The 23,073-nt window shown below is 36.9% G+C and carries 20 protein-coding genes, 14 tRNA genes and 2 pseudogenes (1 of these 36 cut by a window edge); 6 read left to right on the plus strand and 30 right to left on the minus strand.

Translation table 11 applies throughout. The features are described 5' to 3' along the window. Positions 1 to 42 precede the first annotated feature (42 nt). The 3 genes from IGJ87_RS07805 (at position 43) to IGJ87_RS07815 (ending at position 2,048) form a co-directional block, all read left to right on the plus strand. Positions 43 to 1,221 (plus strand): IS256-like element ISEf1 family transposase, encoded by a 1,179-nt coding sequence (locus IGJ87_RS07805; RefSeq protein ID WP_430609097.1) that lies wholly within the window; start codon positions 43 to 45, stop codon positions 1,219 to 1,221. Positions 1,222 to 1,285: 64 nt separating this feature from the next. Then, entirely contained in the window at positions 1,286 to 1,480 is a 195-nt protein-coding gene (locus IGJ87_RS07810) for a hypothetical protein (RefSeq protein ID WP_002289063.1), read from the plus strand. 268 nt (positions 1,481 to 1,748) lie between these two features. Beyond that, positions 1,749 to 2,048: a hypothetical protein gene (locus tag IGJ87_RS07815; protein WP_002289065.1), complete on the plus strand. Its 300-nt coding sequence runs from the start codon at positions 1,749 to 1,751 to the stop codon at positions 2,046 to 2,048. 96 nt (positions 2,049 to 2,144) lie between these two features. Here IGJ87_RS07815 and IGJ87_RS07820 read toward each other — a convergent pair whose 3' ends face one another. From IGJ87_RS07820 to ulaG, 8 genes and pseudogenes are all read right to left on the minus strand, one after another. Next, complete coding sequence (locus IGJ87_RS07820) at positions 2,145 to 2,579, minus strand: GNAT family N-acetyltransferase (RefSeq protein ID WP_002289050.1); 435 nt, start codon at positions 2,577 to 2,579, stop codon at positions 2,145 to 2,147. A 231-nt stretch (positions 2,580 to 2,810) separates the two neighbouring features. Beyond that, positions 2,811 to 3,521, minus strand: coding sequence for an L-ribulose-5-phosphate 4-epimerase (locus tag IGJ87_RS07825; RefSeq protein WP_002295327.1), 711 nt, complete (start codon positions 3,519 to 3,521; stop codon positions 2,811 to 2,813). After that, a complete protein-coding gene (locus IGJ87_RS07830; RefSeq protein ID WP_002323298.1) occupies positions 3,511 to 4,371 on the minus strand; it encodes an L-ribulose-5-phosphate 3-epimerase in 861 nt (286 codons plus the stop codon). Before IGJ87_RS07830 ends, IGJ87_RS07825 begins: the two co-directional genes overlap by 11 nt. A 4-nt stretch (positions 4,372 to 4,375) precedes the next feature. After that, entirely contained in the window at positions 4,376 to 5,014 is a 639-nt protein-coding gene (locus tag IGJ87_RS07835) for a 3-keto-L-gulonate-6-phosphate decarboxylase UlaD (protein WP_002288832.1), read from the minus strand. Positions 5,015 to 5,028: 14 nt separating this feature from the next. After that, positions 5,029 to 5,328, minus strand: coding sequence for a PTS sugar transporter subunit IIB (locus IGJ87_RS07840; protein WP_002288830.1), 300 nt, complete (start codon positions 5,326 to 5,328; stop codon positions 5,029 to 5,031). A 42-nt stretch (positions 5,329 to 5,370) separates the two neighbouring features. Further along, positions 5,371 to 6,855 (minus strand): annotated as a pseudogene (locus tag IGJ87_RS07845) (PTS ascorbate transporter subunit IIC). A gap of 19 nt (positions 6,856 to 6,874) precedes the next feature. Then, positions 6,875 to 7,336 (minus strand): PTS sugar transporter subunit IIA, encoded by a 462-nt coding sequence (locus IGJ87_RS07850; protein WP_002295331.1) that lies wholly within the window; start codon positions 7,334 to 7,336, stop codon positions 6,875 to 6,877. A gap of 17 nt (positions 7,337 to 7,353) precedes the next feature. Beyond that, a complete protein-coding gene (ulaG, locus tag IGJ87_RS07855; protein ID WP_002323295.1) occupies positions 7,354 to 8,421 on the minus strand; it encodes an L-ascorbate 6-phosphate lactonase in 1,068 nt (355 codons plus the stop codon). 217 nt (positions 8,422 to 8,638) lie between these two features. On the opposite strand from ulaG, the gene IGJ87_RS07860 reads away from it, so the two are divergent. Beyond that, the gene (locus IGJ87_RS07860; RefSeq protein ID WP_002288823.1) at positions 8,639 to 9,409 is read left to right on the plus strand and encodes a DeoR/GlpR family DNA-binding transcription regulator; all 771 of its coding nucleotides are present in this window, start codon (positions 8,639 to 8,641) and stop codon (positions 9,407 to 9,409) included. Positions 9,410 to 9,681: 272 nt separating this feature from the next. Here IGJ87_RS07860 and IGJ87_RS07865 read toward each other — a convergent pair whose 3' ends face one another. After that, on the minus strand, positions 9,682 to 10,509 hold the full coding sequence (locus IGJ87_RS07865; RefSeq protein WP_002288821.1) for a helix-turn-helix domain-containing protein: 828 nt from the start codon (positions 10,507 to 10,509) through the stop codon (positions 9,682 to 9,684). A gap of 567 nt (positions 10,510 to 11,076) precedes the next feature. Between IGJ87_RS07865 and IGJ87_RS07870 the strand changes: the two genes are divergently transcribed. Beyond that, complete coding sequence (locus tag IGJ87_RS07870; protein WP_002288819.1) at positions 11,077 to 12,312, plus strand: glycosyltransferase; 1,236 nt, start codon at positions 11,077 to 11,079, stop codon at positions 12,310 to 12,312. A gap of 998 nt (positions 12,313 to 13,310) precedes the next feature. Here the strand turns inward: IGJ87_RS07870 and IGJ87_RS07875 are convergent. Both IGJ87_RS07875 and IGJ87_RS07880 read right to left on the minus strand, forming a co-directional pair. Continuing rightward, on the minus strand, positions 13,311 to 13,571 hold the full coding sequence (locus IGJ87_RS07875) for a hypothetical protein (RefSeq protein ID WP_002327136.1): 261 nt from the start codon (positions 13,569 to 13,571) through the stop codon (positions 13,311 to 13,313). A gap of 26 nt (positions 13,572 to 13,597) precedes the next feature. Beyond that, positions 13,598 to 14,899 carry a PTS sugar transporter subunit IIC gene (locus IGJ87_RS07880; RefSeq protein ID WP_317724192.1) on the minus strand — a complete coding sequence of 434 codons (1,302 nt, stop codon included), beginning with the start codon at positions 14,897 to 14,899 and terminating at the stop codon, positions 13,598 to 13,600. 196 nt (positions 14,900 to 15,095) lie between these two features. On the opposite strand from IGJ87_RS07880, the gene IGJ87_RS07885 reads away from it, so the two are divergent. Next, entirely contained in the window at positions 15,096 to 16,274 is a 1,179-nt protein-coding gene (locus IGJ87_RS07885) for an IS256-like element ISEfm2 family transposase (RefSeq protein WP_430609108.1), read from the plus strand. Between the two features lie 249 nt (positions 16,275 to 16,523). Here IGJ87_RS07885 and IGJ87_RS07890 read toward each other — a convergent pair whose 3' ends face one another. The 19 genes and pseudogenes from IGJ87_RS07890 to IGJ87_RS07980 all read right to left on the minus strand — a co-directional run. Continuing rightward, positions 16,524 to 16,982, minus strand: a complete 459-nt coding sequence (locus IGJ87_RS07890) for a PTS glucose transporter subunit IIA (RefSeq protein WP_002288815.1) — start codon at positions 16,980 to 16,982, stop codon at positions 16,524 to 16,526. A gap of 12 nt (positions 16,983 to 16,994) precedes the next feature. Next, positions 16,995 to 18,326: a maltose-6'-phosphate glucosidase gene (locus IGJ87_RS07895; RefSeq protein ID WP_073981263.1), complete on the minus strand. Its 1,332-nt coding sequence runs from the start codon at positions 18,324 to 18,326 to the stop codon at positions 16,995 to 16,997. Between the two features lie 10 nt (positions 18,327 to 18,336). Further along, the gene (locus tag IGJ87_RS07900) at positions 18,337 to 19,779 is read right to left on the minus strand and encodes a PTS transporter subunit EIIC (protein ID WP_317724225.1); all 1,443 of its coding nucleotides are present in this window, start codon (positions 19,777 to 19,779) and stop codon (positions 18,337 to 18,339) included. Then, positions 19,766 to 20,529: pseudogene (locus IGJ87_RS07905) on the minus strand (carbohydrate deacetylase). Before IGJ87_RS07905 ends, IGJ87_RS07900 begins: the two are co-directional and overlap by 14 nt. Positions 20,530 to 20,632: 103 nt before the next feature. Next, positions 20,633 to 21,508, minus strand: a complete 876-nt coding sequence (locus tag IGJ87_RS07910) for a PRD domain-containing protein (RefSeq protein ID WP_104771080.1) — start codon at positions 21,506 to 21,508, stop codon at positions 20,633 to 20,635. A 254-nt stretch (positions 21,509 to 21,762) separates the two neighbouring features. Continuing rightward, a tRNA-Leu gene (locus tag IGJ87_RS07915) sits at positions 21,763 to 21,847 on the minus strand. A 17-nt stretch (positions 21,848 to 21,864) separates the two neighbouring features. Then, positions 21,865 to 21,936, minus strand: a tRNA-Gln gene (locus IGJ87_RS07920). A gap of 9 nt (positions 21,937 to 21,945) precedes the next feature. Continuing rightward, positions 21,946 to 22,018, minus strand: a tRNA-His gene (locus IGJ87_RS07925). A gap of 61 nt (positions 22,019 to 22,079) precedes the next feature. Then, positions 22,080 to 22,164, minus strand: a tRNA-Leu gene (locus IGJ87_RS07930). A gap of 20 nt (positions 22,165 to 22,184) precedes the next feature. Beyond that, positions 22,185 to 22,255 (minus strand) — tRNA-Cys (locus tag IGJ87_RS07935). 45 nt (positions 22,256 to 22,300) lie between these two features. After that, a tRNA-Gln gene (locus IGJ87_RS07940) sits at positions 22,301 to 22,372 on the minus strand. Positions 22,373 to 22,383: 11 nt separating this feature from the next. Next, a tRNA-His gene (locus tag IGJ87_RS07945) sits at positions 22,384 to 22,456 on the minus strand. A 2-nt stretch (positions 22,457 to 22,458) separates the two neighbouring features. Next, positions 22,459 to 22,532, minus strand: a tRNA-Trp gene (locus tag IGJ87_RS07950). 6 nt (positions 22,533 to 22,538) lie between these two features. Then, a tRNA-Tyr gene (locus IGJ87_RS07955) sits at positions 22,539 to 22,619 on the minus strand. A gap of 1 nt (position 22,620) precedes the next feature. Then, positions 22,621 to 22,696, minus strand: a tRNA-Phe gene (locus IGJ87_RS07960). Positions 22,697 to 22,731: 35 nt separating this feature from the next. Then, a tRNA-Asp gene (locus tag IGJ87_RS07965) sits at positions 22,732 to 22,804 on the minus strand. Positions 22,805 to 22,813: 9 nt separating this feature from the next. Beyond that, positions 22,814 to 22,886: transfer RNA gene (locus IGJ87_RS07970), tRNA-Val, on the minus strand. A gap of 15 nt (positions 22,887 to 22,901) precedes the next feature. Further along, positions 22,902 to 22,973 (minus strand) — tRNA-Glu (locus tag IGJ87_RS07975). Between the two features lie 14 nt (positions 22,974 to 22,987). Beyond that, a tRNA-Ser gene (locus IGJ87_RS07980) sits at positions 22,988 to 23,073 on the minus strand (it continues 3 nt past the right edge of the window).

Below are 23,073 nucleotides of genomic sequence, written 5' to 3' on the forward strand. Positions count from 1 at the left end.
TAAAGTTAACGACAACCAATTCACAGAAAAGAGGACTTCCCTATGAATGATTTTACTACAGAAATTGTGCAAACTCTAGTCACTAAAGGCGATTTAAATGAATTATTCCGTTCGCACTTAGAAAAAGCGATAAACACACTCCTACGGACTGAATTAACGGCTTTTTTAGATTACGAAAAATATGATCGCACTGGTTTTAATTCAGGTAATTCGAGAAAAGGTTCTTACTTTCGATCAATCAAAACCGAATATGGTGAATTAACATTGGAAATACCTAGAGATCGTAATGGTGAGTTTAAACAACAAACTTTACCAGCCTACAAAAGAACAAACGATACATTGGAAACCACTATTATCCATTTATTCGAAAAAGGTGTTACGATGTCTGAAATTGCTGATTTGATCGAAAAAATGTACGGTCATCACTATACTCCACAAACCATGTCCAACATGACTAAAGTTCTGACTGAAGAAGTAAATGCCTTTAAATCCAGAGCCTTAAATGATAAGTATGTCGCTATTTTTATGGACGCTACTTACATTCCACTAAAACGTCAAACCGTATCCAAAGAAGCGATTTATATTGCCATTGGTATACGAGAAGACGGCACTAAAGAAGTACTGAGTTATGCGATTGCTCCAACTGAATCAACATACGTTTGGAATGAGCTGCTACAGGATATTAACTCCAGAGGAGTTCAAGAAGTCTTGCTTTTTATTACGGACGGCTTAAAAGGCATGAAAGATACTATCCATCAAATTTATCCTAAAGCAAAATATCAGCATTGTTGTATCCATGTATCTCGTAATATCGCTCATAAAGTACGTGTCAAAGACCGAAAAGAAATCTGTGATGACTTTAAGGCTGTTTATCAAGCTAACTCAAAAGAAGAAGCGAATACCTTCTTATCCGGCATGATTGAGAAATGGAAGAAAAACTATCCTAAAGTGACGCAGTCACTCATAGAAAACCAAGACTTATTAACTTTTTATGATTTTCCACCTAGCATTCGTAGAACCATTTACTCAACCAATCTAATCGAGTCTTTCAATAAGCAAATTAAAAGATACAGCCGTAGAAAAGAGCAGTTTCAAAATGAAGAATCACTAGAACGCTTTCTAGTCAGCATTTTTGATACATACAATCAAAAATTTCTAAACAGAAGCCATAAAGGTTTTCAACAGGTAACCGATACATTAGTTTCAATGTTTACTGAGTAACTAATTATTTTGTAGGAGGACAATTTATTTACACAAAATTATTGACGCTCCCGAAGAGGATCAAATGTATTATGTAGAAGTAAAAACAAAAGGCGTCAAAAACAAACAATATGTGAAAGGTATCAGTAACGAATATCCTTTACTTGGTTCATGGAAAGAAGCTGCTCCTTTTTCCAAACCATGTGCCATAAAAATAAAGAACGAGCTAGAAAAAGAACTGACTTGTGGCAAAGCTGTTGTAGATATCATCGAAAAGTAAATCCAATGTATAGAAAGGAAGATCACACATGAAAAGCGACGTACAAATTGCTAAGATTATAGAATTAGAAGAAGAAGACGCAGTGTTGACAATTGAAAAAAAATAAATGTTTGTATACCATATGATTATTTCAATATGTATCCTGGAATTGGAGATCTCGTAGAGCTATATCAAGATGAATCAAATATACTTGTCATTCATCATGAAATATAGAGACTTATAAAATTGTTTATTTTTATAATGTATCAGTATAGAAAGGAAATAAAACATGGATTATACTGTTGAATTTGACAGTGAACTACTTAAGCAATTTCCACAAGAAGAACATTTCATGTATAAAGAAGCAATTTCCCACAAAGTGACAGAGTATTTGGAGCATAATTTTTTTCGTATAAAGCCAGTGCGTACTCGTTCGGCAAAAGGAATATACGAGATGAAAGTCAAAATTAATAAAAAAAATTATCGCATAGCATTTGCTTTAAAAAAAAATCATGTGTTCATTTTTTATATTAGTTCGAATTTGCAAAAAATTGTATTTGATAAAGAGGTGAGTAAAAAAATAAAATAGCTGAGCATTGGAGGATAGATTGAGTGATACTAAGTCTATCCTCTTGTTTTTCTAAAGAACTAAGCTAGAATTTTTTCTTTTGTACGTTATTATATGTTATTTGTCATTACCAAAAAGCACCTTTTTTCTTCTAGTATCTATGACATAAGAAATACCACCCATTTCCTTTACTTGAACAAATCCTACTGATTCATAAAATTTTTTTGTTTTCTCAGTATCATCTGTCAATAATTCGATTTGGACTGGTCCATAACTAGTGATCTTCTCCAAAGCTTCATTCAAAAGCACTTTGCCTATTCCTTGGCGCTGATACCTCGGATGAATGAGGATATCTTGAATAAATGCGATCGTCGCAAAATCAGTGATCCAACGAACGATTCCGATAATCTTCCCTTCCCCATTACGCTTTATCAGAGATTCAGATTGTTCAAATGCTCTAGCTAACCTTGCAGTGTCTTTTGTGTAATTCGTCCAACCAACGCTCTTATATAATTCAGAAATCTCATCGATCATAAGGGAATCAATATTCATTTTTTTCTTCCTTTCTTATACAATTCTCCCTCTAATAATACAGTTCTTTGACTATTTAATCTATCACATATAACTCTCCTGTAAAGATTCTCTCGATTCCTTAAAATTCCTCTTTCCTTTTAGAATGCATCCTTTTTGATAAATAAAAAGGTTGTGATAAATTTTCTTCACAACCTCTGTTTCTCTCTATCAAGTGTTATCTTTTAATTTTCTACCCTTACCCTAGCATCTCTATTGCCCGTAGTATGCATACTTTCCATGTTTGCGAAAATAATGTTTATCTAGTAAATATTGCGGGATTTCACATATATTGGGGTTGATCAGCTCGTTTTCTTTGGCCATCAGACAAATTTCATCTAAGATCAAACTGTTTTCTACTGCTTTCATAGGTGAATCCCCCCATGTGAACGGTCCATGTCCATAGACAAGTACTCCAGGGACTTCGTTTGGATCTAATTTTCTTTCCTTAAACGTCTCGACAATCACATTCCCTGTATGAACTTCGTAAGCTTCTCTTACTTCTTCTTTCGTTAATTGGCGTGTACAAGGAACCTTACCATAAAAAGCATCAGCATGAGTCGTGCCATAAGCTGGCAAATCGCGTCCTGCTTGCGCCCACATGACGGAGTGCGTGGAATGAGTATGAGTAATAGCAGTTATATCTTCAAAAGTTTGATACAAAACAACATGTGTGGGGAGATCTGAAGATGGTTTTAAGCTATCTTCTTCTATTATATTTCCCGACAAATCTGTTACCACCATTTGATCTGCTTGCATGCATTCATATCTGACACCGCTTGGCTTAATGACGATGACTCCTAGCTCACGGTCCACTTCACTCACATTGCCCCAAGTCAATTTGACTAATCCGTATCGCGGCAATGCCAGATTTGCTTCAAGGACACGTTGCTTCATTGCTGCAATTTTTTCTTCACAAGACATCATAGCCAGCCTCCTTCAATTTAGAACTTAAGTAGTCTTTTGCCTGCTGGATTTCTCTTCGAAAGTCTTGGCTTTTTTCACTCCACATTTCAATCAGAAATGTTCCATCATAATCTAGACGTTTCAAATGTCTTAATAATCCAAGAAAATCAACACAACCGCTACCAAAAGGAACATCACGAAACTGGCCTGAATATTCTTTTGTTACAGGGTAAGTATCTTTTAAGTGGATAGCAGTGATATAATCGATCCCTTTCTCAAGTTCTCGAGCCGGATTATTTTCCGGCCATGCGGACAAATTGCCTAGGTCTGGATATACTTGTAGAAAAGGTGAATGAATCTGTTCTTTGATTTCTAAAAATTTTGAAATGGAGTTCATAAATGGATCATCCATGATTTCCACGGAAAGAATGATGCCATATTTAGAAGCTTCCTTTACGCTTTCTTTTATTTCTTCGATAAAGTCTTCTCTGGAATTCATTGATTTCTCTTCATAATAAACATCGTATCCAGCTATTTGGATTACTTTGACGCTTAGATTATGCGCCAAATGGATTGCTTTTTTCATTAGTTGTTTCGCTGCTTTTTTCTTTTCTGGATCAGCAGAACCAAACGGAAATCGCCGATGCGCACTTAAACAAATCGAATGGATACGTACACCGGAGCTGAACATCTCTTCTCTCAGCTCAGCTATCTTTTCTTCAGACCAATCTAATCGTGCTAACCGCTCATCCGTCTCATCAATCGACATCTCGATAAAATCGAAGTCCATTTCTTTTACAAGGGAAAAACGTTCTTTCCATGAAATATCTTTGGGTAACGCTTTTTCATAAATCCCAATTTGAGCCATTTCCTTACCCCCAGATACGAATGATCTCATCTTTGAAGTTTTGTGCGGCCTTCATCGGATCATTTGCTGCTGTAATACCACGACCAGTGATAAAGGTATACACATCGATCCCTTCAAATAAGTGTAATGTGTGTGGATTTAATCCACCAGTTACAGAAACATTAAAGCCTAGTTCAATCAGTTTTTTGATCTTCGATAAATCTTTTTCACCCCAAGTTTCACCAGATAACAGCGCATCACGGCTTTGATGGTAGATTACCTGCCGGATACCGATGTTATGCCAATCCATGGCTTGTTCAAAAGTCCAATTGCCGTAGAGTTCTACTTGCAATTCACCTATTTCTTTTTGTGCTGCCTCCATAGTTGGAATCGTTGCACAACAAATGACTGTCATCCAGTCTGCTCCTGCTTTTGCAACATTACTCGCCACTGTTCCTCCAGCGTCTGCACATTTCGTATCAGCGACTAGTTTTTTATCTGGGAACATACTGCGAATACAGCGAATCGCTTTTTGTCCTTCCTGTAAGCAAAGAATTGTGCCCACTTCAATAATATCTACTACATCACCAACTTTCATAACATCTCCTAATGCATGTTCTAAGTCATTGTGATCTAACGCAATTTGCAAATTCGGCCTGCTCATCTTAGTTCCTTCCTTTACTTGTTTTTTTGGTACCACTTTGTTTCAGCAAATTTTTCACTGATTTCTTTGACTGACATCACATTTTTGATACCGATAACTGTAACTCCTTTTTTCTCTGCCTGAGTAAACATATTCAAAAAATTGACTGGCGTAAAAACTACATCGTATTGGCCAGCTGAACTTTTTCCCTCTGAAATGGCACAATGATGGATTTTGGTAATTGGTACGTTTAGTTCTTTCATTGCTTTTTCCACACTTCTCATCATCATCAAGCTTGTTCCTGATCCATTTGCACACGATACTAAAATTCTCATCTTAATCCCTCCATTATGAGTGTTGTCTAATCAGATTTTCTTTTATACTCTCTGCTTTTCTGCATATGTGTCATAGTCTTCTACAATCAAAAAATAACCATCAGGATTTTTCCGATATTGTAACTGCGGAATAGCCAATAAACCAATGACAACTACGGCAATTCCAGCATAACCTAGGACTTTCATGATTACTGTAAACAATGGCCAAGCTGTTGCCCAGTCGAACATCCCGATATAACCACCGTATGTTGACATCCCAATCCATGTAGCGAATAATGCTGAACCGCCTACTTGTATGATTCCTGAAAGAAACGGGAACAGTCAAGCGGCTTTGAATCCACCTCGGTTATTGGCATAAACTGCTATAACGGCATTATCAAAGAACAACGGAATGAAACCGGCTATGACGATCGTTGGTGATTTCAATAAAATCAGTAAACCAATCATCAAAAACTGTCCCAAAGCACCAAACAAGAACCCAATCGTTACCGCATTTGGCGAACCAAAGCCAAAAGTAGCAGCTACGTCAATTCCTGGAACAGCTCCTGGTAAAATCGTGTTTGAGATTCCTTGGAAAGATTGAGTTAGTTCATCGACGAATGTCCGAACACCTAATTGCAAGATCGCCAGATATACCGCAAAATTTAAAGAAGTCGTCATAATGTAGAATAAGAAACTCTGCCCTTCTTGCATGAATTGCGCTTGAATCAAATAATCTTTGCCTAGTACAATCAGAATGATCCCAAAGAAAAATAGCATGAGTAACGAAGTAGCAACCATATTCTCATTGAAAATCGACAAGAATCCTGGTAATTTGATATCTTCAATTTTTTTGTCTTGCTTGATTGATCTATTTTTCTTTTCATCCCGCTTTTTCATCCACTCAGCTAATTTTGCAAATATAAAGATTCCGAACATTTGCTGATGTGCCACTGCAAATCCGGCACCTTCTGTCAATTCCTGCGTGATTCCTACTGTTAAGTTAGAAGCTACTGCCCAATAACAACCTAAAATCAGTCCCATAAAAATCAATACTTGTATCCTACCTAGATCAGGAAAGCAAAACAGTAAAATCCAAAAAGCGGTAGCTGCTTGTTGAACCTGAACGTTTCCGGTAGTGAAAACGGAACGCAGTTTCGTATATTTCTGAAAACGGACTAATAAGATATTTAAAACAAATGCAATCAGTAATAAAATCATCACATCTCCAAAGGTACGGCCAAATGTCTCCATTAATCCAGCATCCACAGCATTTTGTCCAAAATAAGGATCTGTAACTATGGCATCCAAATTGAACCGTTCCTTTAGTCCAACCAAGATTGGCCGAAAATTATTGACCAAACCACCAGAGCCAACAGTCAAAATAAAGTAACCGACCGTTGCCTTTAAGAATCCAGCGATGCATTCATGAAGCGGGCGTTTCAGCAAAATATAGCCTAATAACACGATAAAACCAATCAGGTATGCTGGCTGCGTCAAGATATTTGTTGCAAAATACGTCCAAATGCTTAACAAAAATTCCCCCATCTTTTTTCTCCTCTATCAATTAATTATATTCTGCCATCACAACTTGGTAATCATCGATGGAGTTCGTAGAGATGAGACGCTCAACCAATCCATCTGTCATTAATAATTCGGATAATTTTTGGATATTTTCTAGATGTTCTTCTGGATCTTTTGCTGCGAGTGTAAAAAACAAACTAGCCGTTTTCTCCTCATTCTCCCCTTCACTTTCAAAACGGATTGGCTGTTTCAACTTGGTAAATGAAATAGCTGTTCCAAAAACACCATCACTTTTTTCTGAAGAATGCGGCATTGCTACTTGAGGTGCGATCACAATATAAGGACCGTATTTTTCTACACAATGGATGATCTCCTCCACATACGTTTCATCAATAATTTCCTTATCGATCAATACAAGACAGCTTTCGGCGATAGCTTCACGCCAATCCGTGATTTCTTTATCTGGGTAATGAATCAATTGATGGTCAAAAAAGTATTTCAGCAAGAAACTCCCCTTCTTTCTTATAAAAACGACGGAAACGGTGTATCATTTTCAATCGAGAAGACATCTTCAAATCCTCGATAAAAATTAAACTCAAGATCATCTTTGTTTGTCGGATAGATGAATTTCCCGCCTACTTGCCAGATATAAGGTTTAAATCCATACTTCAGGCGATCCTTTTTGAATTTCCAAATTTCAGTGATCTCTTTTGGATCAGCCATAAAATTAGACCAAATATCGTAGTGGACAGGAATCACTACTTTTGCATTCAATGACTCCGCCATGCGCAGCATATCAACAGAAGTAACTTTGTCTGTTATCCCTCGTGGGTTTTCACCATAGGCCCCTAAACAGACATCGATTTTGTGTTCATTACCATGTTTGGCAAATAAATTGGAGTAATGTGAATCTCCTGCATGATAAAGATTCCCTCCTGATGTTTCGAATAAATAGTTTACTGCAATTTGATCCATCTCCTGAGGCATTTTTCCTTTTAATACCTCTTCTGGATCTTCACAAGTGACCAACGCTGTCCGATCAAACGCTTCTAAAGCTACTACATTGATGTCTTTGATTTTGACTGCATCACCTGGCTTTACTGTAATCGTTTTTTCTTCAGGAATTCCCCATTTTTGCCACGTGCGAACCACTTCTTTTGGCCCAATGAATGCTGCTTCAGGACAATTTTGATGAACTGCTGCGGCTGTATGGATATCTAGATGATCGGAATGGATATGTGTAACGATTAAAGCGTCTACATTTTTTATCGCAAAAGGATCGATTACGAAAGGCTGAGTACGTAAATTAGGCTGCATATTTTGAACGCCACTCATACGCATCATCTGATGGCCTTTTTTCATCATGCCATTCCCATGACTACGTTTTCCCGTCCCACACCATAGATCACATAAAATATTCGTTCCTTCATGACTTTTCAGCCAAATTCCCGTACAGCCCAGCCACCACATAGCAAAAGTTCCAGGATCCACTACTTCTGTTTCGATTTCTTCATTCAAGTATGTGCCCCACTCAGGAAATGTTTCTACTAACCACTTTTCTTTTGTTACTTCATTGACAGTTTTACTCATTTGCTTGCTCCCCCCATATCGTTGTTCCAACTTACAAGTAAATATTAATGTGTATCAGCATCCATGAAAGCTCTTTCATATGACCGTTTGTTTTTTATATGATTTTCTTTCAGTAATCAATGATTGTTTCAGTATAATAAAGACAGATATGAATGTTTAAATGAACAACTAGTCAAATAAATCCATGGATCAAGATGTCCCTCAGGAGGCAAAAGTCATGAAAAACTCACTTGTCAATATTGAAAAACGTCAAAAAGAAATTTTGGAACTGCTTCAGCAGACTGAACAACTATCAACTTTCGAATTAGCTGAATCCCTTGATGTATCTATTAGTACGATACGAAGAGATTTAAATTTATTAGAAGAAAAAAACGAGATCATACGCAATTACGGTTATTGTTCTTATAATTACAAAAACCAGACTGATTTTGATCAATCTGGTCCTGAAAGGATTAAACAAGCGATTGCCAGAGAAGCTAGTAAATACATTAACGATTATGATACGCTGTTTATCAATTCTAGCTCGACTGCGTTGAAAACACTGGATTTTCTTCAATCTAACCATTTGACAGTCATTACAAACAACGTGAAAATCAATTACTCTCCGCACAAAGATAATTGTAGTTATATTTTAACTGGTGGAGAGATGCGCTTTCCAAAAGAAGCACTAGTGGGCGACATCGCATTAAATACGATTTCTTCAGTCAATGCAGACATTTGTATCATTGGCTGTAGCGGAGTCGATGTAGTACATGGGGTCACAACAAAGATATTAAATGAATCAACGATCAACGAAATGATGGTCAACAAGACAATCAAATGTAAGATTTTAGTCGCTGATCATCGAAAAATCGGACTGACATCAAAGTTCAAGATTGCTGATATTTCAGTCTTTGATTATTTGATCACTGATAAATTTTGTTCTGAAAAAGTATTAGAGGAGATCAGAAATACGGGGATAAAAACCATTCAAGTAGATTCATTTTAAGAACCAGGACGTAAATATGTAAATAGGATTATCAAAAAAATGAATAACAAATTTATCGATAAATGAAAAACACGCTACGCTCAAATTGATAAAGGAATCCCAAGATGTATCCATCCAATCGATACCATCATAATCTATTGCTTCTTTTATAACCGTTATATGTTGCCTAAATAGGAATCAAACAATATCGAAAAAAGGAGGTATGACAAAAGTCACACCTCCTTTTTTCGAATAAACGGTATTCAAATCAGAACACTGATTTCACAACCACTTTATTTCAGGTCGTTTTCAATCACCTTTACCGCGTAATCATTTCCGTTGAAACGCGCTATTTTTTTTGCGTCCATATATCTTTCTAAATAATCATCTTCTCCTAATTGCTTATGGCAAGAAGCAATTTCATAAAGCAAGTATTCCAATGCATAAGTCGATTTATGTTTCTTATTATACTCAATACCCTTCTCACATAATTGGATTGCTTTATCATAATCCTCGATTTTACGGTAATAGGTGGCGATATCATAATATACAATGCAGACCATCAGATTATCAAAATCAGTCTCACTCAATATTTTAAGTGTACGCTCCACATAAACTTTCGCAAAATCTAATTCTCCTTTTGACAAGTAGATCATTGCCACGTTTGCAGCTGCTTGTAAGTGATGGATATCTGTTTCGGTCGTTTGTTCCAACACTTGATTAAAATAAAATAATGCTGCATCTGGTTTTTTCGCATAAAGATGATCAAGCAGTCCTTGATAAAATAAAATTTGATTTAAAAGATCAGAATTACTTACTTTTTCCTGGTCGATCGTTTGTAAAATTTTATAAGATTCTTGGTATTTTGATACAGAATTCAATGATTGAATCTCATTTATTTTTTTCCTGATTTTGTCTTCTTCTGTTTCTACTAATATATCGGAGATCTCGACATTCAGCTTTTTGCAAAGCGCACTTAAGATATTGATGCCTGGCGACATATTCTTGTTTTCGATATTGCTGACAGTTGCTTGTTCACAAATGCCTTCTGCTAATTGTACTTGTGTTAACCCCTTTTTCTTTCGGTATTCTTTTAGTAATGCTCCATCTACTTTAATCAAAACAATTTCCTTCCCTTTAAAAAATTATTTCTCCTTTATATCATACACAAAAAAAAGTTCTAAACAACCAAAAATGTTTAGAACAGAATAAAAATTTTAATTTTAAAATAATATTCAAATTAAACAACTGGCGTATCTGCTCCTTGATTTCTTTTTGTGTTATCTGAATAATTATCGTTTACAGTTATAACACATAGTGAAAATTGTCATGGCGAGAAAGTCTAAGAATATTTTTAAACATAACTATTTCTTTCTTACGTGTGTATAATGACGACAGCACACCTATCAATTAATATAATTATTTTATTTTTTTATGTTCTCATGTTTATTTTTAATGACACAACTTCTCGTATTTATCTGGCACAACATATAAATCGATCAAAAAATTGTTGCGTGTTTTTTTGAAAATTGGAGTTTCAACTTGATTACAAAATTTAAATTTAGAAGTTGTGAAAACAGCGAGAGACAGTTTAATATTCAAAATATACATAGGCTACTCGAACGCTGTGTTTTTTAGTATACTAGTAAGAAACGAAGGGATAGACTCATTCCAATAAGGAGGATTTCATGAAGACAATTCTTTTTGCTCCTGCAGTATTCAATTTAGCTGAGACAACACGAATGATTGAGGTTGCCAAAGCTATGAAAGACCGTTATTACTGTGTATTCTTTGGCTTTTCTAAAACTTTTGCTCCTTTGATCACAGAAAGTGGCTTTGAGTATCATTTACTAGCGCCGATCCTTACGAAAAAACAAGAAGAACAAATCATAAAATTTGACCAGTTGCGTACACTTAAAAACCCTTTTACCAAAGAAATGGTTGCCTCTCGTATCACTAGTGAACAGAGTCTGATTGCTAAGTTTGAGCCTCGACTGATTGTGACAGGTTCGAATGTGACAATTTTTTTATCGGCCCGCAATAAAAAGATTCCTTTAGTATATGTTAAACCCTATGCTTTGAGTGAACCTTTTTTTCAATCAGAGCATGCGCTGATGCCCCACGAGTTACGTTTCTTCGGCCCTTTAAGCAATCCCCTTTGGCACTGGACAAAAAAGCGTATAGTAAATACCCGATGGATCCCCAATGCCTTCAAACACGCTGCACAAAAAGAAATGCTTCCTTTACCAAAAACAAGTTTACAAATGATGGATGCTGATCTAAATCTCATCACAACGCCTAAACTATTTTTGGAAGAAGAACAGCTGCCGGAAAATTATCGAATCGTTGGTCCAATTTTTGCTAAGCTCAGTACTTCCTTGCCTGAAGAAGTGCTAACTTTTATACAGCGAAAGCAACAAGAAAGAAAACGTATTATCTATTTCGCAATGGGTAGTTCAGGCAATCCGCGTATGTTACGCAAAATTTTGTTCTTCTTACAAAAACAACCGGATCTAGCGGTTATTGCACCTATTGACTATCTGCTTGATGACATTCAATCTGACTCAGAAGATCTTTTAATAACAGAATATCTGTCTAGTCATCTTTTGCATGAATTCATTGATTTTTCTTTTATCCACGGCGGGGAAGGGACCGTCCAAACTGCCTGTGAATCCGGCAAACCGTTTATCGGTGTGGGGATGCAATTTGAGCAAAGCTGTAATATTGACTATTGTGTAAAATACGGAAACGCAATCGCCCTCACAAAACCAGTGACTGAAAGAAAACTGCAGATTGCTCTGCGCGAAGTTTCTTCACCCAAGATTCGTCAGCAGGCACGCACGCTGCAAGCCGTTTTTCCAATAAATGGTCCACAACAAGCAATTCAAGAAATCGAAACCTTCCTGAGCAACCACCCAATATAGTTTCAAGTAGAAAAAGCTTTTTTAATAGAGACTCATCAGTAATTTCGCTATTCGAGACCCAGACAGTGAAAATACAAAAAAAGTAAATAGTGGATTGAAAAGTTAGAGTTACTTAAATTACGGTGTCTAAAAAACACAAAATCATCCTTAAAATAAAAGATCTGACGCTATCCAAATGAGCATAGGTAGCGTCTGCCATTTATTCTTAGTCAAATTCTTTGACACCTTTCTCTGGTTGGATCATCTCAACGTTTCTTCAAAAGAAAGACCATAATAATTAGGCAAATACATTTTCTTAAAATGTGTCATATAGATCTAGAAGCATCGCTTTGTAGAGATTTGTGCCGCTAGTCCCCTCAACAATTACTAAATCAAATGTAGGATTTACCACTTTATCTTTGATAATCAACCTCCCTCTTCTGTTGAGACAATGATCTCGCAATCCGATGCATACTCCTATATAAACTGCCAGCAATCCCCACATATTGAGTAGATCATGTCAGAATGTTCTATGTCGTCAGCAACGATACACTAAAAGTCACGTTCACCATGACTGATTGCTATTCCCAGCGCAATTATTTCTATACACGTTTCATGATTTGAATAAACACTCTCATCATACATATTACCATTCATACACCATACTGCAGCCCCTACTATATGGTTGTAAGCTCCCAAATCTATATTTGACTTGATCACTTTGGTAGTAGATCTACTAATTCTAAATCCATTGCTGATAAAATTTTCATTTTTGCCTCCTTCTTTCTGCCAAAACAGTTAAAACAATAATAATCTTTATGTAAAAAAGGGCTGTGACAAAAGCCTTGTCACAGTCCCATATTCCGAATAAACGGTGGTCAAAAGCTTGCATCTGCGGTAATAAGTTCAACCAAACGAAAAATAAGCCAACATTTCACAAAAATTTAAGAAGCAATTTTCGTAAATTTCTTCTTATTTCTTGAAGCTAACCACTTCTGTCACAACCACTTTTAGAACATTTAAAGCTTCGATGTGACAAACCATCTATGCTGCTCGATCATAAAATTGATAGCAAAAATTCCACAGAGTACATATGTCCCCCATGAAAACAAAACATTCATATGCGGTACAATGATCTTTGGAAGAATCACGATCAAAAATGATGCCAGTGCCCAAATCCATCGATTGATTTGAATATGATATGTAGCTAGCATATTCAATATAAGGTGACTAGCCGTTAATAAAAAGATAAAAACAAAAAATAAAGTCAGCCAATACATTGTTTCCCACCTTCTAAAAACCAAACTTAGACAGTTTGGACTTCGTTTTCTCCACGACTTTGTTCATCTGACAGCATCTTTTTATCATAAGCTTTTACAAATGGATAATAGATAATAAATGCTATCAATGTGTTGATCATGATCAAGATAACAACACGCCAGTCATTTCCTGCTGAAAGATAACCGCCGATTGGAGCTGGTAATGTCCATGTTGGCAAAACAGTAAATCTATTGACCATTTCTAATTTGACTGCAAAATAACTGATAATAGTCAAAACTAAAGGAACTAAGTTGAACGGGATGAACATGTAAGGATTCAACATCATAGGAGCTCCAAAAATCATGGGCTCATTGATATTGAAGATACCAGGAATAATAGAAAAACGACCAACCTCTTTCAAGAATTTTGATTTACAGAAGAATATAAACAAAACAGATACCACGATCGTTGCTCCTGCACCACCAATTGTTACCGTCCATTGATAAAACTGTTCAGGAGCGATATAGGGTAATTGTGTGGCAGCTGTACCATCTGCCAATGCCTTTGCATTCTCATCCAACATGATCAGCCACATTGGACGAACAACAGCCCCTACAATACTCATGCCATGGATACCAAATGACCACAACAAATGGATCAAAAACATTGGTAGTAAAACACCAAGCAAATTATTCCCTAAAATATTGGTTAAAGGCTCGAATAACGATAATAAGGCAGCGTTTACATCAAAGCCCGCGACGCTTCGAATCAGCCAAGTAATTGTTAAAATGACTGCACCTGGAATCAATGCCTCAAAACTACGGGCAACAGCAGGTGGCACTTGTTCTGGCATTTTGATAGTAATATTTCGATTTTTAAAGAAACGATATACTTCCACTGCAAAAATCATAGATAAGATCCCCGCAAACATCCCAGATGCTCCCAAAGAACTCATAGGTAAGACCCAGCCAAGAGGTGCCTCTTCAGGAGTTAAAACGTTTACAGGAACTTGTAACATAAAGAACGTTCCTAAAGATAATATACCACCTGTCACACTATCTAATCCATATGATTTAGCTAGATCCGAACCCATAACAAAAGTTGCATAAATAGCCATCAATCCCATCGTCATCCTAAAGGGTAAAACAATCGTTGCCGAATAAGGGGCAATAAATTCATTCCATCCAGGAAACGGTAAATTGATAAAGACCATAAAAAATGTCCCAATCAAAATCAATGACAATGTTGAAACAACCCCATTACGAATTGCTAATAAATGACGCTGTGTACCAATTTTTGCCATTGGTGGGACAAGTTTCTCTTCGACCCATTTCATCATCTTTTCCACTAAAACCACTCCTTTTCAATAAAATATGAACCATTCATTGCATGACAACGCAAAGAATGTTCATAACTAATTATATAATTAAGAAATTTTATTTCAATATATGAGAGTGTAAAATATTTTGTGTAAATAGAAAAAAGGAAGTCCCTTCTGTAGAATAGAGTTACCACAACACATTCACAGAAAAGAGGACTTCCATATGAACGATTTTACTACAGAAATTCTAAAGACTCTAGCGAACAAAGGCGATTTGAATGAATTATTCCGTGTCCATTTGGAAAAAGCTGTCAATACGCTTCTCAAAACGGAGTTAACGGCTTTCCTCGATTACGAAAAGTACGATCGCATTGGTTTTAACACGGGTAATTCTCGTAACGGCTCCTATGACCGTACGGTCAAGACCGAGTACGGGGAACTTCATCTCCAGATTCCGCGCGACCGCAACGGCGAGTTCAAGCAACAGACTGTTCCTGCTTATAGACGGACGAATGATACCTTAGAGGAGACCGTCATTCACCTCTTCCGAAAAGGTATTACCATGTCGGAAATCGCAGACTTGATTGAGAAAATGTATGGGCATCACTACACGCCCCAAACCATGTCCAACATGACTAAAGTGCTGACTGAAGAAGTAAATGCATTTAAAGTTAGAACTCTAAATGATAAGTATGTCGCTATTTTCATGGATGCTACTTATATTCCTTTAAAACGGCAAATCGTCTCCAAAGAAGCAATCTATATTGCCATTGGTATACGAGAAGACGGCACTAAAGAAGTACTAAGTTATGCGATTGCCCCGACTGAATCGACCTACGTTTGGAATGAGTTGTTACAGGACATTTACTCCAGAGGGGTTCATGATGTCTTACTGTTTATTACCGATGGCTTAAAAGGCATGAAAGATACGATTCACCAGATTTATCCTAAAGCTAAATACCAACATTGCTGTGTTCACGTTTCCCGTAATATTGCTCATAAAGTACGTGTCAAAGATCGAAAAGAAATCTGTGATGATTTTAAGGCTGTTTATCAAGCTAGCTCAAAGGAAGAGGCAAATACCTTTTTAGGGAGTATGATTGAGAAGTGGCAGAAAACTTATCCTAAAGTGACGCAGTCACTGATAAAAAATCAAGATTTATTGACTTTTTATGAGTTTCCGCCTGGTATCCGCCGAAGCATTTACTCAACTAATTTAATCGAATCTTTCAATAAACAAATCAAGAAATACAGCCGCAGAAAAGAGCAGTTTCAAAATGAAGAATCACTAGAGCGTTTCCTAGTATCCATCTTTGATACATACAATCAAAAATTCTTAAATAGAAGCCATAAAGGCTTCCAACAAGTGACGGATACATTAGCTTCAATGTTTACTGAGTAACCCATTATTTTGCAGAAGGACGAGTTATTTACACAAAATTATTGACGCTCCCCAATATATTCTCTTAAATAATCAAATTTATTTTTAAGAATCCTGAAAATAAGTTTTCTAAATCATAGGAGCAACAAAAAAATTCGATAATTAACAAAAATCAAAATGATTAAATCTAGTGATTGAAACATATCATTTCAAAAAAATTTTGTAAATTCACCCATAAATATCACCCTATTTAACTTTTTTCATCGTACACTAAAATTCAAAACAACTATCTTTAATCTTTACTTCTTGGTTTTGTTTTAATAAATTTCCTTCAAAAATGCCTGGAGAAACTACAATGATCACCGTATCTTTTTGTGCTTGCTCCAACTTCTTCAAATCTATAATAGCTAACAGTGTCCCTTCTTTTACCTCCTGGTTACTTTCAACCCGTATCTGAAACGGACTTCCTTCGAGTTCAACCGTATCTAAACCCATATGGATCAGTATTTTTCTGCCAGATTCACTTTCGATCGTTATGGCATGTCGGGTAGGAAATATATTATCGATTATTCCTTTAACTGGCGCATGGATATATCCATCATGATTCGTTATAGCGTATCCAACTCCTATCATTTTTGAAGAAAAGACCTCGTCTTTTACTGCTGTTAATGGAATAATTTGACCACTAGCTACAGCTTTTAGAATGTTTCTTGTTTTAAAGAAATGCACTTTTTATCACCTCTACTTTAATGCTGGCCAATATTTTTTGTTTACTTTGATCATTTCATCTAGTATTTTTTTTGCGACTCTGGCATTTGGTACGGTTTGATTCAATGTAAATGCTTGTAAAGCTTTTTGATAAGAACCTTCAAAGTAAGCATCTACTAGTAACTTCTCTGCTGCAACTTGTGCCTCCATCAATCCTTTATGAAAATCACTGATTGGTTTTCTTAGTGTAATTGGCTCCACACCAGTTGCACCAACATATGCCGGTATTTCAACAATTGCATCTGACCGTAGATTCGGAATCGCCCCTTGATTAGGAACGATTAGCATAAAGCGACGACGATCATCATTCAACAAGGAAATAGCTATATCGACGATATATTGTCCATGCTCCCCAAAATTAAAGTTCAATACTTCTTCCACAATACCGCGGCGTATTTTATCAGCCATTTCTTTGGTATTTTTCTCTCGTCCATCCATGACCATATTAGCACGTGTATACTCTTTGTCAGTATGCTCAACGACCATATCAGGATATAAGTAATACTCTAAGTAATTATTCGGGATATTACTTGGAAAATTTTTCGTGATGACTGACATCATTTGAAATGTTTTTTGCCAAGTTTTGTCTCCTATATTAAAATCGGCGACTTGCATTTCTTTTGTTATTAGTTTTTCAATAATCTCTGGCATAATTTCTCGTTGCAATTCTTTATCATAAATCGATGTATACCAGCCAAAGTGGTTTAAACCATAATACGTAACGATCCAATTCTTACGATCATAACCGTAATTCACTGCAATCGTTTCTTCAATTGAAATAGTCATATCACAGGCATTAATCATTTTTACATTCGGATATTTACGACGAACAGCTTCAGAAACGATCGACTCTGGATTTGTATAATTCAAAATCCATGCTTTGGGGGCATAGTCTTGTATATGATCGACAATTTCCAATAAACCTTTGATTGAGCGCATCCCATAAGCAAATCCTCCGAGTCCACACGTTTCTTGTCCTACTAATCCATGTTTAAGTGGAATCTTTTCGTCCTTTTCTCGCATCTCCAATCCTCCAACACGAATTTGTGAGAAAACAAAATCGCATCCTGTAAAAGCAAGCTTTGGATCATCCGTTGCACGAATGCGAATATTTGAAAAACCTTTTCTTTTCAGCATAAATTTAACAATCAAGTACATATCCATATTTCTTTCTTCATCAATATCATATAAACGTATTTCAGATAATGGCAACCGTTTTTCATTGTTCAAAATGGCTTGAACGATTCCTGGTGTATACGTACTCCCGCCTCCAGCTATAGTGATAATCTGTTTTTTCATCATCATCTTTTCCTTTCTATTCTTCTAATAATTTATTGAATTCTGCCATAACATAAGTCACTTCTAAGCCGATGATAATTTGATAATTTTTTTCAGTTGGTTTAATGATCCCGCTTATCCCTAATTGCTTGATTCGCTGTTCCTCGACCATGGTGGGATCCACTACCTCTACCCGTAGGCGTGTATTACAACTATAGACATCCAGGATATTGGCTTTTCCTCCAAACGCTTGTAGCATTTTTGTTGCCATATATTCATAATTTTTACTTGCTAACCCTAACTCTGTTTCTTCTAAGGTTACTTCATTGCCAAACACTGCCTTAGCTTCACGTCCTAATGTCTGAATGTTTCTCTTATTGATCAAATAATAAAAAGTAACGTAATACAAGGCAAAAAAGAAAATTCCGATTGGAAGAATCAAAATAGCATTGGTAGCGATTCGAAAATTGATGAGATAATCAACAATACATGCTCCGAATGTAAAACCAATTCGTATATTGAATAAGTAACATACAATCCCTGCTAAACCGGCAAAAAGTGCATGGATCACGTACAACATAGGAGAAAGAAACATGAAACTAAATTCAACAGGCTCAGTGATATTTGCAATAAATGAAGTTCCTACACCGCTTCCCATGATTCCTTTGACCATCTCTTTATTTTCTTTATAAGCTGCTTTATAGATAGCTAGACATATAGCTGGTATACCAAACATCATTACTACAAAAAAACCTGATAAAAACAGTCCAGCCTGAGGATCTCCGTTGATAAAGCGTGTCATCTCTCCTCTGAAAACTTCCTTGCTAGGAGATTTATAGCTTCCTAAATCGTAATAAATATACGTATTCAACACATGGTGCAGTCCAAAGGGGATCAGCAAACGATTCAAAAACATAAATATCCCCACACCTAATGCCCCCATATCAACGAGCAGTTTTGCAAAATTATCAATCCCAATTTGGATGAGCGGCCAGATAAAGCCCAAAAAAACAGCTGCGATTGTTTGTAGAATCATCACCATAGTCAATGGGAATTTTTCGCCCGCAAAATAAGAAAAAACTACTGGTAATTTTTGTTCTTTAAAGCGATTATACGTCCATGCCGCTACTAAACCGGAAATAATTCCACCAAAAATCCCCATATTCACTTCTGGGTCCATAATTTCTAAGCCTTTTTTCAAGGTAGCAATCGCTAAAAAACCAGTAAGTGCAGGTATTCCTTTGTCCTTATTTTTGACAAAACCGATTGCAACTCCTATAGCAAATAAGATATCCAAGTTTCCAAAAACGGCATTTCCAGCTGCACCGATTACTGGGATGTTCAGCATATCATCAGCTGATAAACGCATGATCAATCCCGCTAATGGCATCGCTGCAACTGGAAGTAGCATCGCTCTTCCAAGTTTCTGCACATTTGATTTAACATTCATTTTTATTCCTCCTCTATTAAATATCCTCATATGTTACTAACTCAATCAAAGAATCATTTTTCACTTTTTGAGAAAATGCTGAATGAATTAAAAATTCGACTTGGTGGGTACGAGGATACACAAAACTTGAACCATTTAACAATTCCTGATCCAAATACGCTGCGTGACACATGACTTCGATCGTTTTATCTTCTCTCAATATCATGAGTAAACTTGCCAAATATTCTTCCACACTCGTATTGATTTGTCGTTTTTTTTCATCAGTTTCTCCTACGACATCGAAACAAGGCTCAAAATAATCGACATGACGAACTTCATCTTTTCGTTCAAAGTTGCTCCGAACCGGCAAATCATATTTTTTTGCTAATGTAACAACTACCTCCTGATTTTTATCCAAAGTATGAGTATGATGATGACTGTCTAAATGAGTTGGTATGATCCCCGCATGATAAATTTTTTGAATCTGAGCATTCCATTCCTGATACAGTTGATCTTTGTCAATGTTAATGGATGCTGATAATAAGATAAGGATCTGAACTCTCCGCTTTCGATAAGAGTATCGACAGTTTTGAGAAGTGGTTTGCCACACGTCAATGTTAAATGGACTCCTACACCTAGCCTAGGCATTTCCTTTCTTAGTTTCACAGCGTGCTCGAAACCCGGCATATTTGCCATCAATGTAGTTGATGTCAAAATTCCTCGCTGATAAGCATCCATAATCCCATAATTCACACCATGGCTATAGCCAAAATCATCCGAATTAAAAATCACTTTTCCCATTTCATTCTCCTTCTTTTTTCTACTAAAATAGGCGCAACCAAATAATCATAGTCCATTTACTATGTGTCATTTGGTTGCGCCTATAGATAGTTACGCCCTTATTTTAATAGATTCGTGCTAGATGAATTGCCAAATAGATGATTTCATTTTCTTGAATGGCAAGTTGAAATGGCTGTTCGATGATATCTTTAATCTTTAGTGCTGTACAATACGCTTTGCTATGTTTAAATATTTCAGTAAAAAAAACAATATTTTCTACTGGCGTTTCTTCCTGATAAATCAAGCGTTTAACCAGGAATTTGATATGAACCATTAAGCGATGATAAGTCAGTGATTCTTTATCATAAACGTTTGAATAGGATTTTTCTAGATGGGACAAAATCGTGGTCGTCATTTCTACTATTTTTAAGCTCTTTAAACTATTAGGCTCTCCTAGCTCAGCATTAATGATATGCATAGTGATGAATCCTACTTCATTTGACCCTAACTCGGTTTGATATCGATGATTGATTCGCTCGACCACTTCTATTGCTATATCATATTCATTTGGATAAAGGAATCTCATTTCTGGCAACATAATTGCTGTGACATCTCTATCTTCTCTTTTTCGTTGAATAGCAAAATAAATATGATCTGTCAATGTAATATAGATATTTGAATCTAATGGAGAGGAGATCCTAGCTGTTATCAGTTCAATCACTTCTTCCGCAAAATCCATAAATTCGATTGGAATCTGCGAGACTATCTCACTGAATCGTTTGATCTTTTCTTTAGAATCTAATACAAATAATTTGTCAGCATCCTCAACATCAAATGGCTTACTCACTTTAGCAGAAAAGCCAATCCCTTTCCCCATCGCAATTTTTTCTATTCCATCGTCATCGATCAATACAGCATTATGATTCAGCTTTTTCATCACATACACCGTTAATTCACCTCCTCTATATGATAAAACAAAACAACTTGCAGACTCCTTCATACATATTTTTGTCTCCAAATAATTTTTAAAGACAAAAAACGACCTAAGAAAGAACCCTTTCTTAGGTCGTGCCTAATTGAATAGTAGCACCCTACATAATTTACAAAAATAGTTTAACACATAATAAAAGCGTTATCAATATCTTTTTTACTCGTTTTATGATAATACTTGTATCGAATTGATTTGGAGGTAATTACATAAAAACAAAAAAAATATAGCAACTCTCTATAAGAAAGTTGCTATATTGATAATTATACCGGCGGCCGGGGTCGAACCGGCACGTCCTCAACGGACACTGGATTTTGAGTCCAGCGCGTCTGCCAATTCCGCCACGCCGGCAAATTTAAAAATAATAACTGGGGTAGCTGGATTCGAACCAACGCATGAGGGAGTCAAAGTCCCTTGCCTTACCGCTTGGCTATACCCCAAGAATAAAGGGCGAATGATGGGAATCGAACCCACGAATGCCGGAGCCACAATCCGGTGCGTTAACCACTTCGCCACATTCGCCATCATAAAAGATGTTATTTAATTTCTCAATAAAAAACTAAGATGAAGACATCTTAGTCAATACCGGCGGCCGGGGTCGAACCGGCACGCCCTCAACGGGCACTGGATTTTGAGTCCAGCGCGTCTGCCAATTCCGCCACGCCGGCAAGTTGATTTATTAGTACTAAGGCGGTAACCGGATTTGAACCGGTGATGAAGGTTTTGCAGACCTCTGCCTTACCACTTGGCTATACCGCCATTATACTATTATCAATCTATAAAATAAAGAATAAATTATAGAAACTGGGGTAGCTGGATTCGAACCAACGCATGAGGGAGTCAAAGTCCCTTGCCTTACCGCTTGGCTATACCCCAAGAATAAAAAGGGCGAATGATGGGAATCGAACCCACGAATGCCGGAGCCACAATCCGGTGCGTTAACCACTTCGCCACATTCGCCATGGCAGGGGCAGCAGGAATTGAACCCACACTAACGGTTTTGGAGACCGCTGTTCTACCTTTAAACTATGCCCCTATAAAATGGAGGAGAGTGGATTCGAACCACTGAACCCTAAGGAACGGATTTACAGTCCGTCGCGTTTAGCCACTTCGCTACTCCTCCATGGTGGCGCGGGACAGAATCGAACTGCCGACACACGGAGCTTCAATCCGTTGCTCTACCAACTGAGCTACCGCGCCATATTTTAAAATTATTAATTGAATAACAAGAACGACGGTTCCGACGGGAATCGAACCCGCGATCTCCTGCGTGACAGGCAGGCATGTTAACCCCTACACCACGGAACCAGTTCATTATGGAGGTTAACGGGATCGAACCGCTGACCCTCTGCTTGTAAGGCAGATGCTCTCCCAGCTGAGCTAAACCTCCAACATTCAATTAAAATGACCCGTACGGGATTCGAACCCGTGTTACCGCCGTGAAAGGGCGGTGTCTTAACCGCTTGACCAACGGGCCAGGTAAATTTGCTACGGAGAGTAAGGGATTCGAACCCTTGAGACAGTTTGCACCATCTACATGATTTCCAATCATGCTCCTTCGGCCTCTCGGACAACTC

It is taken from the genome of Enterococcus sp. DIV1411a (assembly GCF_050531945.1).
GTDB lineage: Bacteria > Bacillota > Bacilli > Lactobacillales > Enterococcaceae > Enterococcus_B > Enterococcus_B faecium.

Excerpts from the sequence above, each read along its gene's own strand:
- IGJ87_RS07805 (WP_430609097.1), top strand. The coding sequence starts at position 43 with ATGAATGATTTTACTACAGAAATTGTGCAAACTCTAGTCACTAAAGGC.
- IGJ87_RS07810 (WP_002289063.1), top strand. The coding sequence starts at position 1,286 with ATGTATTATGTAGAAGTAAAAACAAAAGGCGTCAAAAACAAACAATAT.
- IGJ87_RS07815 (WP_002289065.1), top strand. The coding sequence starts at position 1,749 with ATGGATTATACTGTTGAATTTGACAGTGAACTACTTAAGCAATTTCCA.
- IGJ87_RS07820 (WP_002289050.1), bottom strand. The coding sequence starts at position 2,579 with ATGAATATTGATTCCCTTATGATCGATGAGATTTCTGAATTATATAAG.
- IGJ87_RS07825 (WP_002295327.1), bottom strand. The coding sequence starts at position 3,521 with ATGTCTTGTGAAGAAAAAATTGCAGCAATGAAGCAACGTGTCCTTGAA.
- IGJ87_RS07830 (WP_002323298.1), bottom strand. The coding sequence starts at position 4,371 with ATGGCTCAAATTGGGATTTATGAAAAAGCGTTACCCAAAGATATTTCA.
- IGJ87_RS07835 (WP_002288832.1), bottom strand. The coding sequence starts at position 5,014 with ATGAGCAGGCCGAATTTGCAAATTGCGTTAGATCACAATGACTTAGAA.
- IGJ87_RS07840 (WP_002288830.1), bottom strand. The coding sequence starts at position 5,328 with ATGAGAATTTTAGTATCGTGTGCAAATGGATCAGGAACAAGCTTGATG.
- ulaG (WP_002323295.1), bottom strand. The coding sequence starts at position 8,421 with ATGAGTAAAACTGTCAATGAAGTAACAAAAGAAAAGTGGTTAGTAGAA.
- IGJ87_RS07860 (WP_002288823.1), top strand. The coding sequence starts at position 8,639 with ATGAAAAACTCACTTGTCAATATTGAAAAACGTCAAAAAGAAATTTTG.
- IGJ87_RS07870 (WP_002288819.1), top strand. The coding sequence starts at position 11,077 with ATGAAGACAATTCTTTTTGCTCCTGCAGTATTCAATTTAGCTGAGACA.
- IGJ87_RS07875 (WP_002327136.1), bottom strand. The coding sequence starts at position 13,571 with ATGTATTGGCTGACTTTATTTTTTGTTTTTATCTTTTTATTAACGGCT.
- IGJ87_RS07885 (WP_430609108.1), top strand. The coding sequence starts at position 15,096 with ATGAACGATTTTACTACAGAAATTCTAAAGACTCTAGCGAACAAAGGC.
- IGJ87_RS07895 (WP_073981263.1), bottom strand. The coding sequence starts at position 18,326 with ATGATGATGAAAAAACAGATTATCACTATAGCTGGAGGCGGGAGTACG.
- IGJ87_RS07900 (WP_317724225.1), bottom strand. The coding sequence starts at position 19,779 with ATGAGGATATTTAATAGAGGAGGAATAAAAATGAATGTTAAATCAAAT.
- IGJ87_RS07910 (WP_104771080.1), bottom strand. The coding sequence starts at position 21,508 with ATGAAGGAGTCTGCAAGTTGTTTTGTTTTATCATATAGAGGAGGTGAA.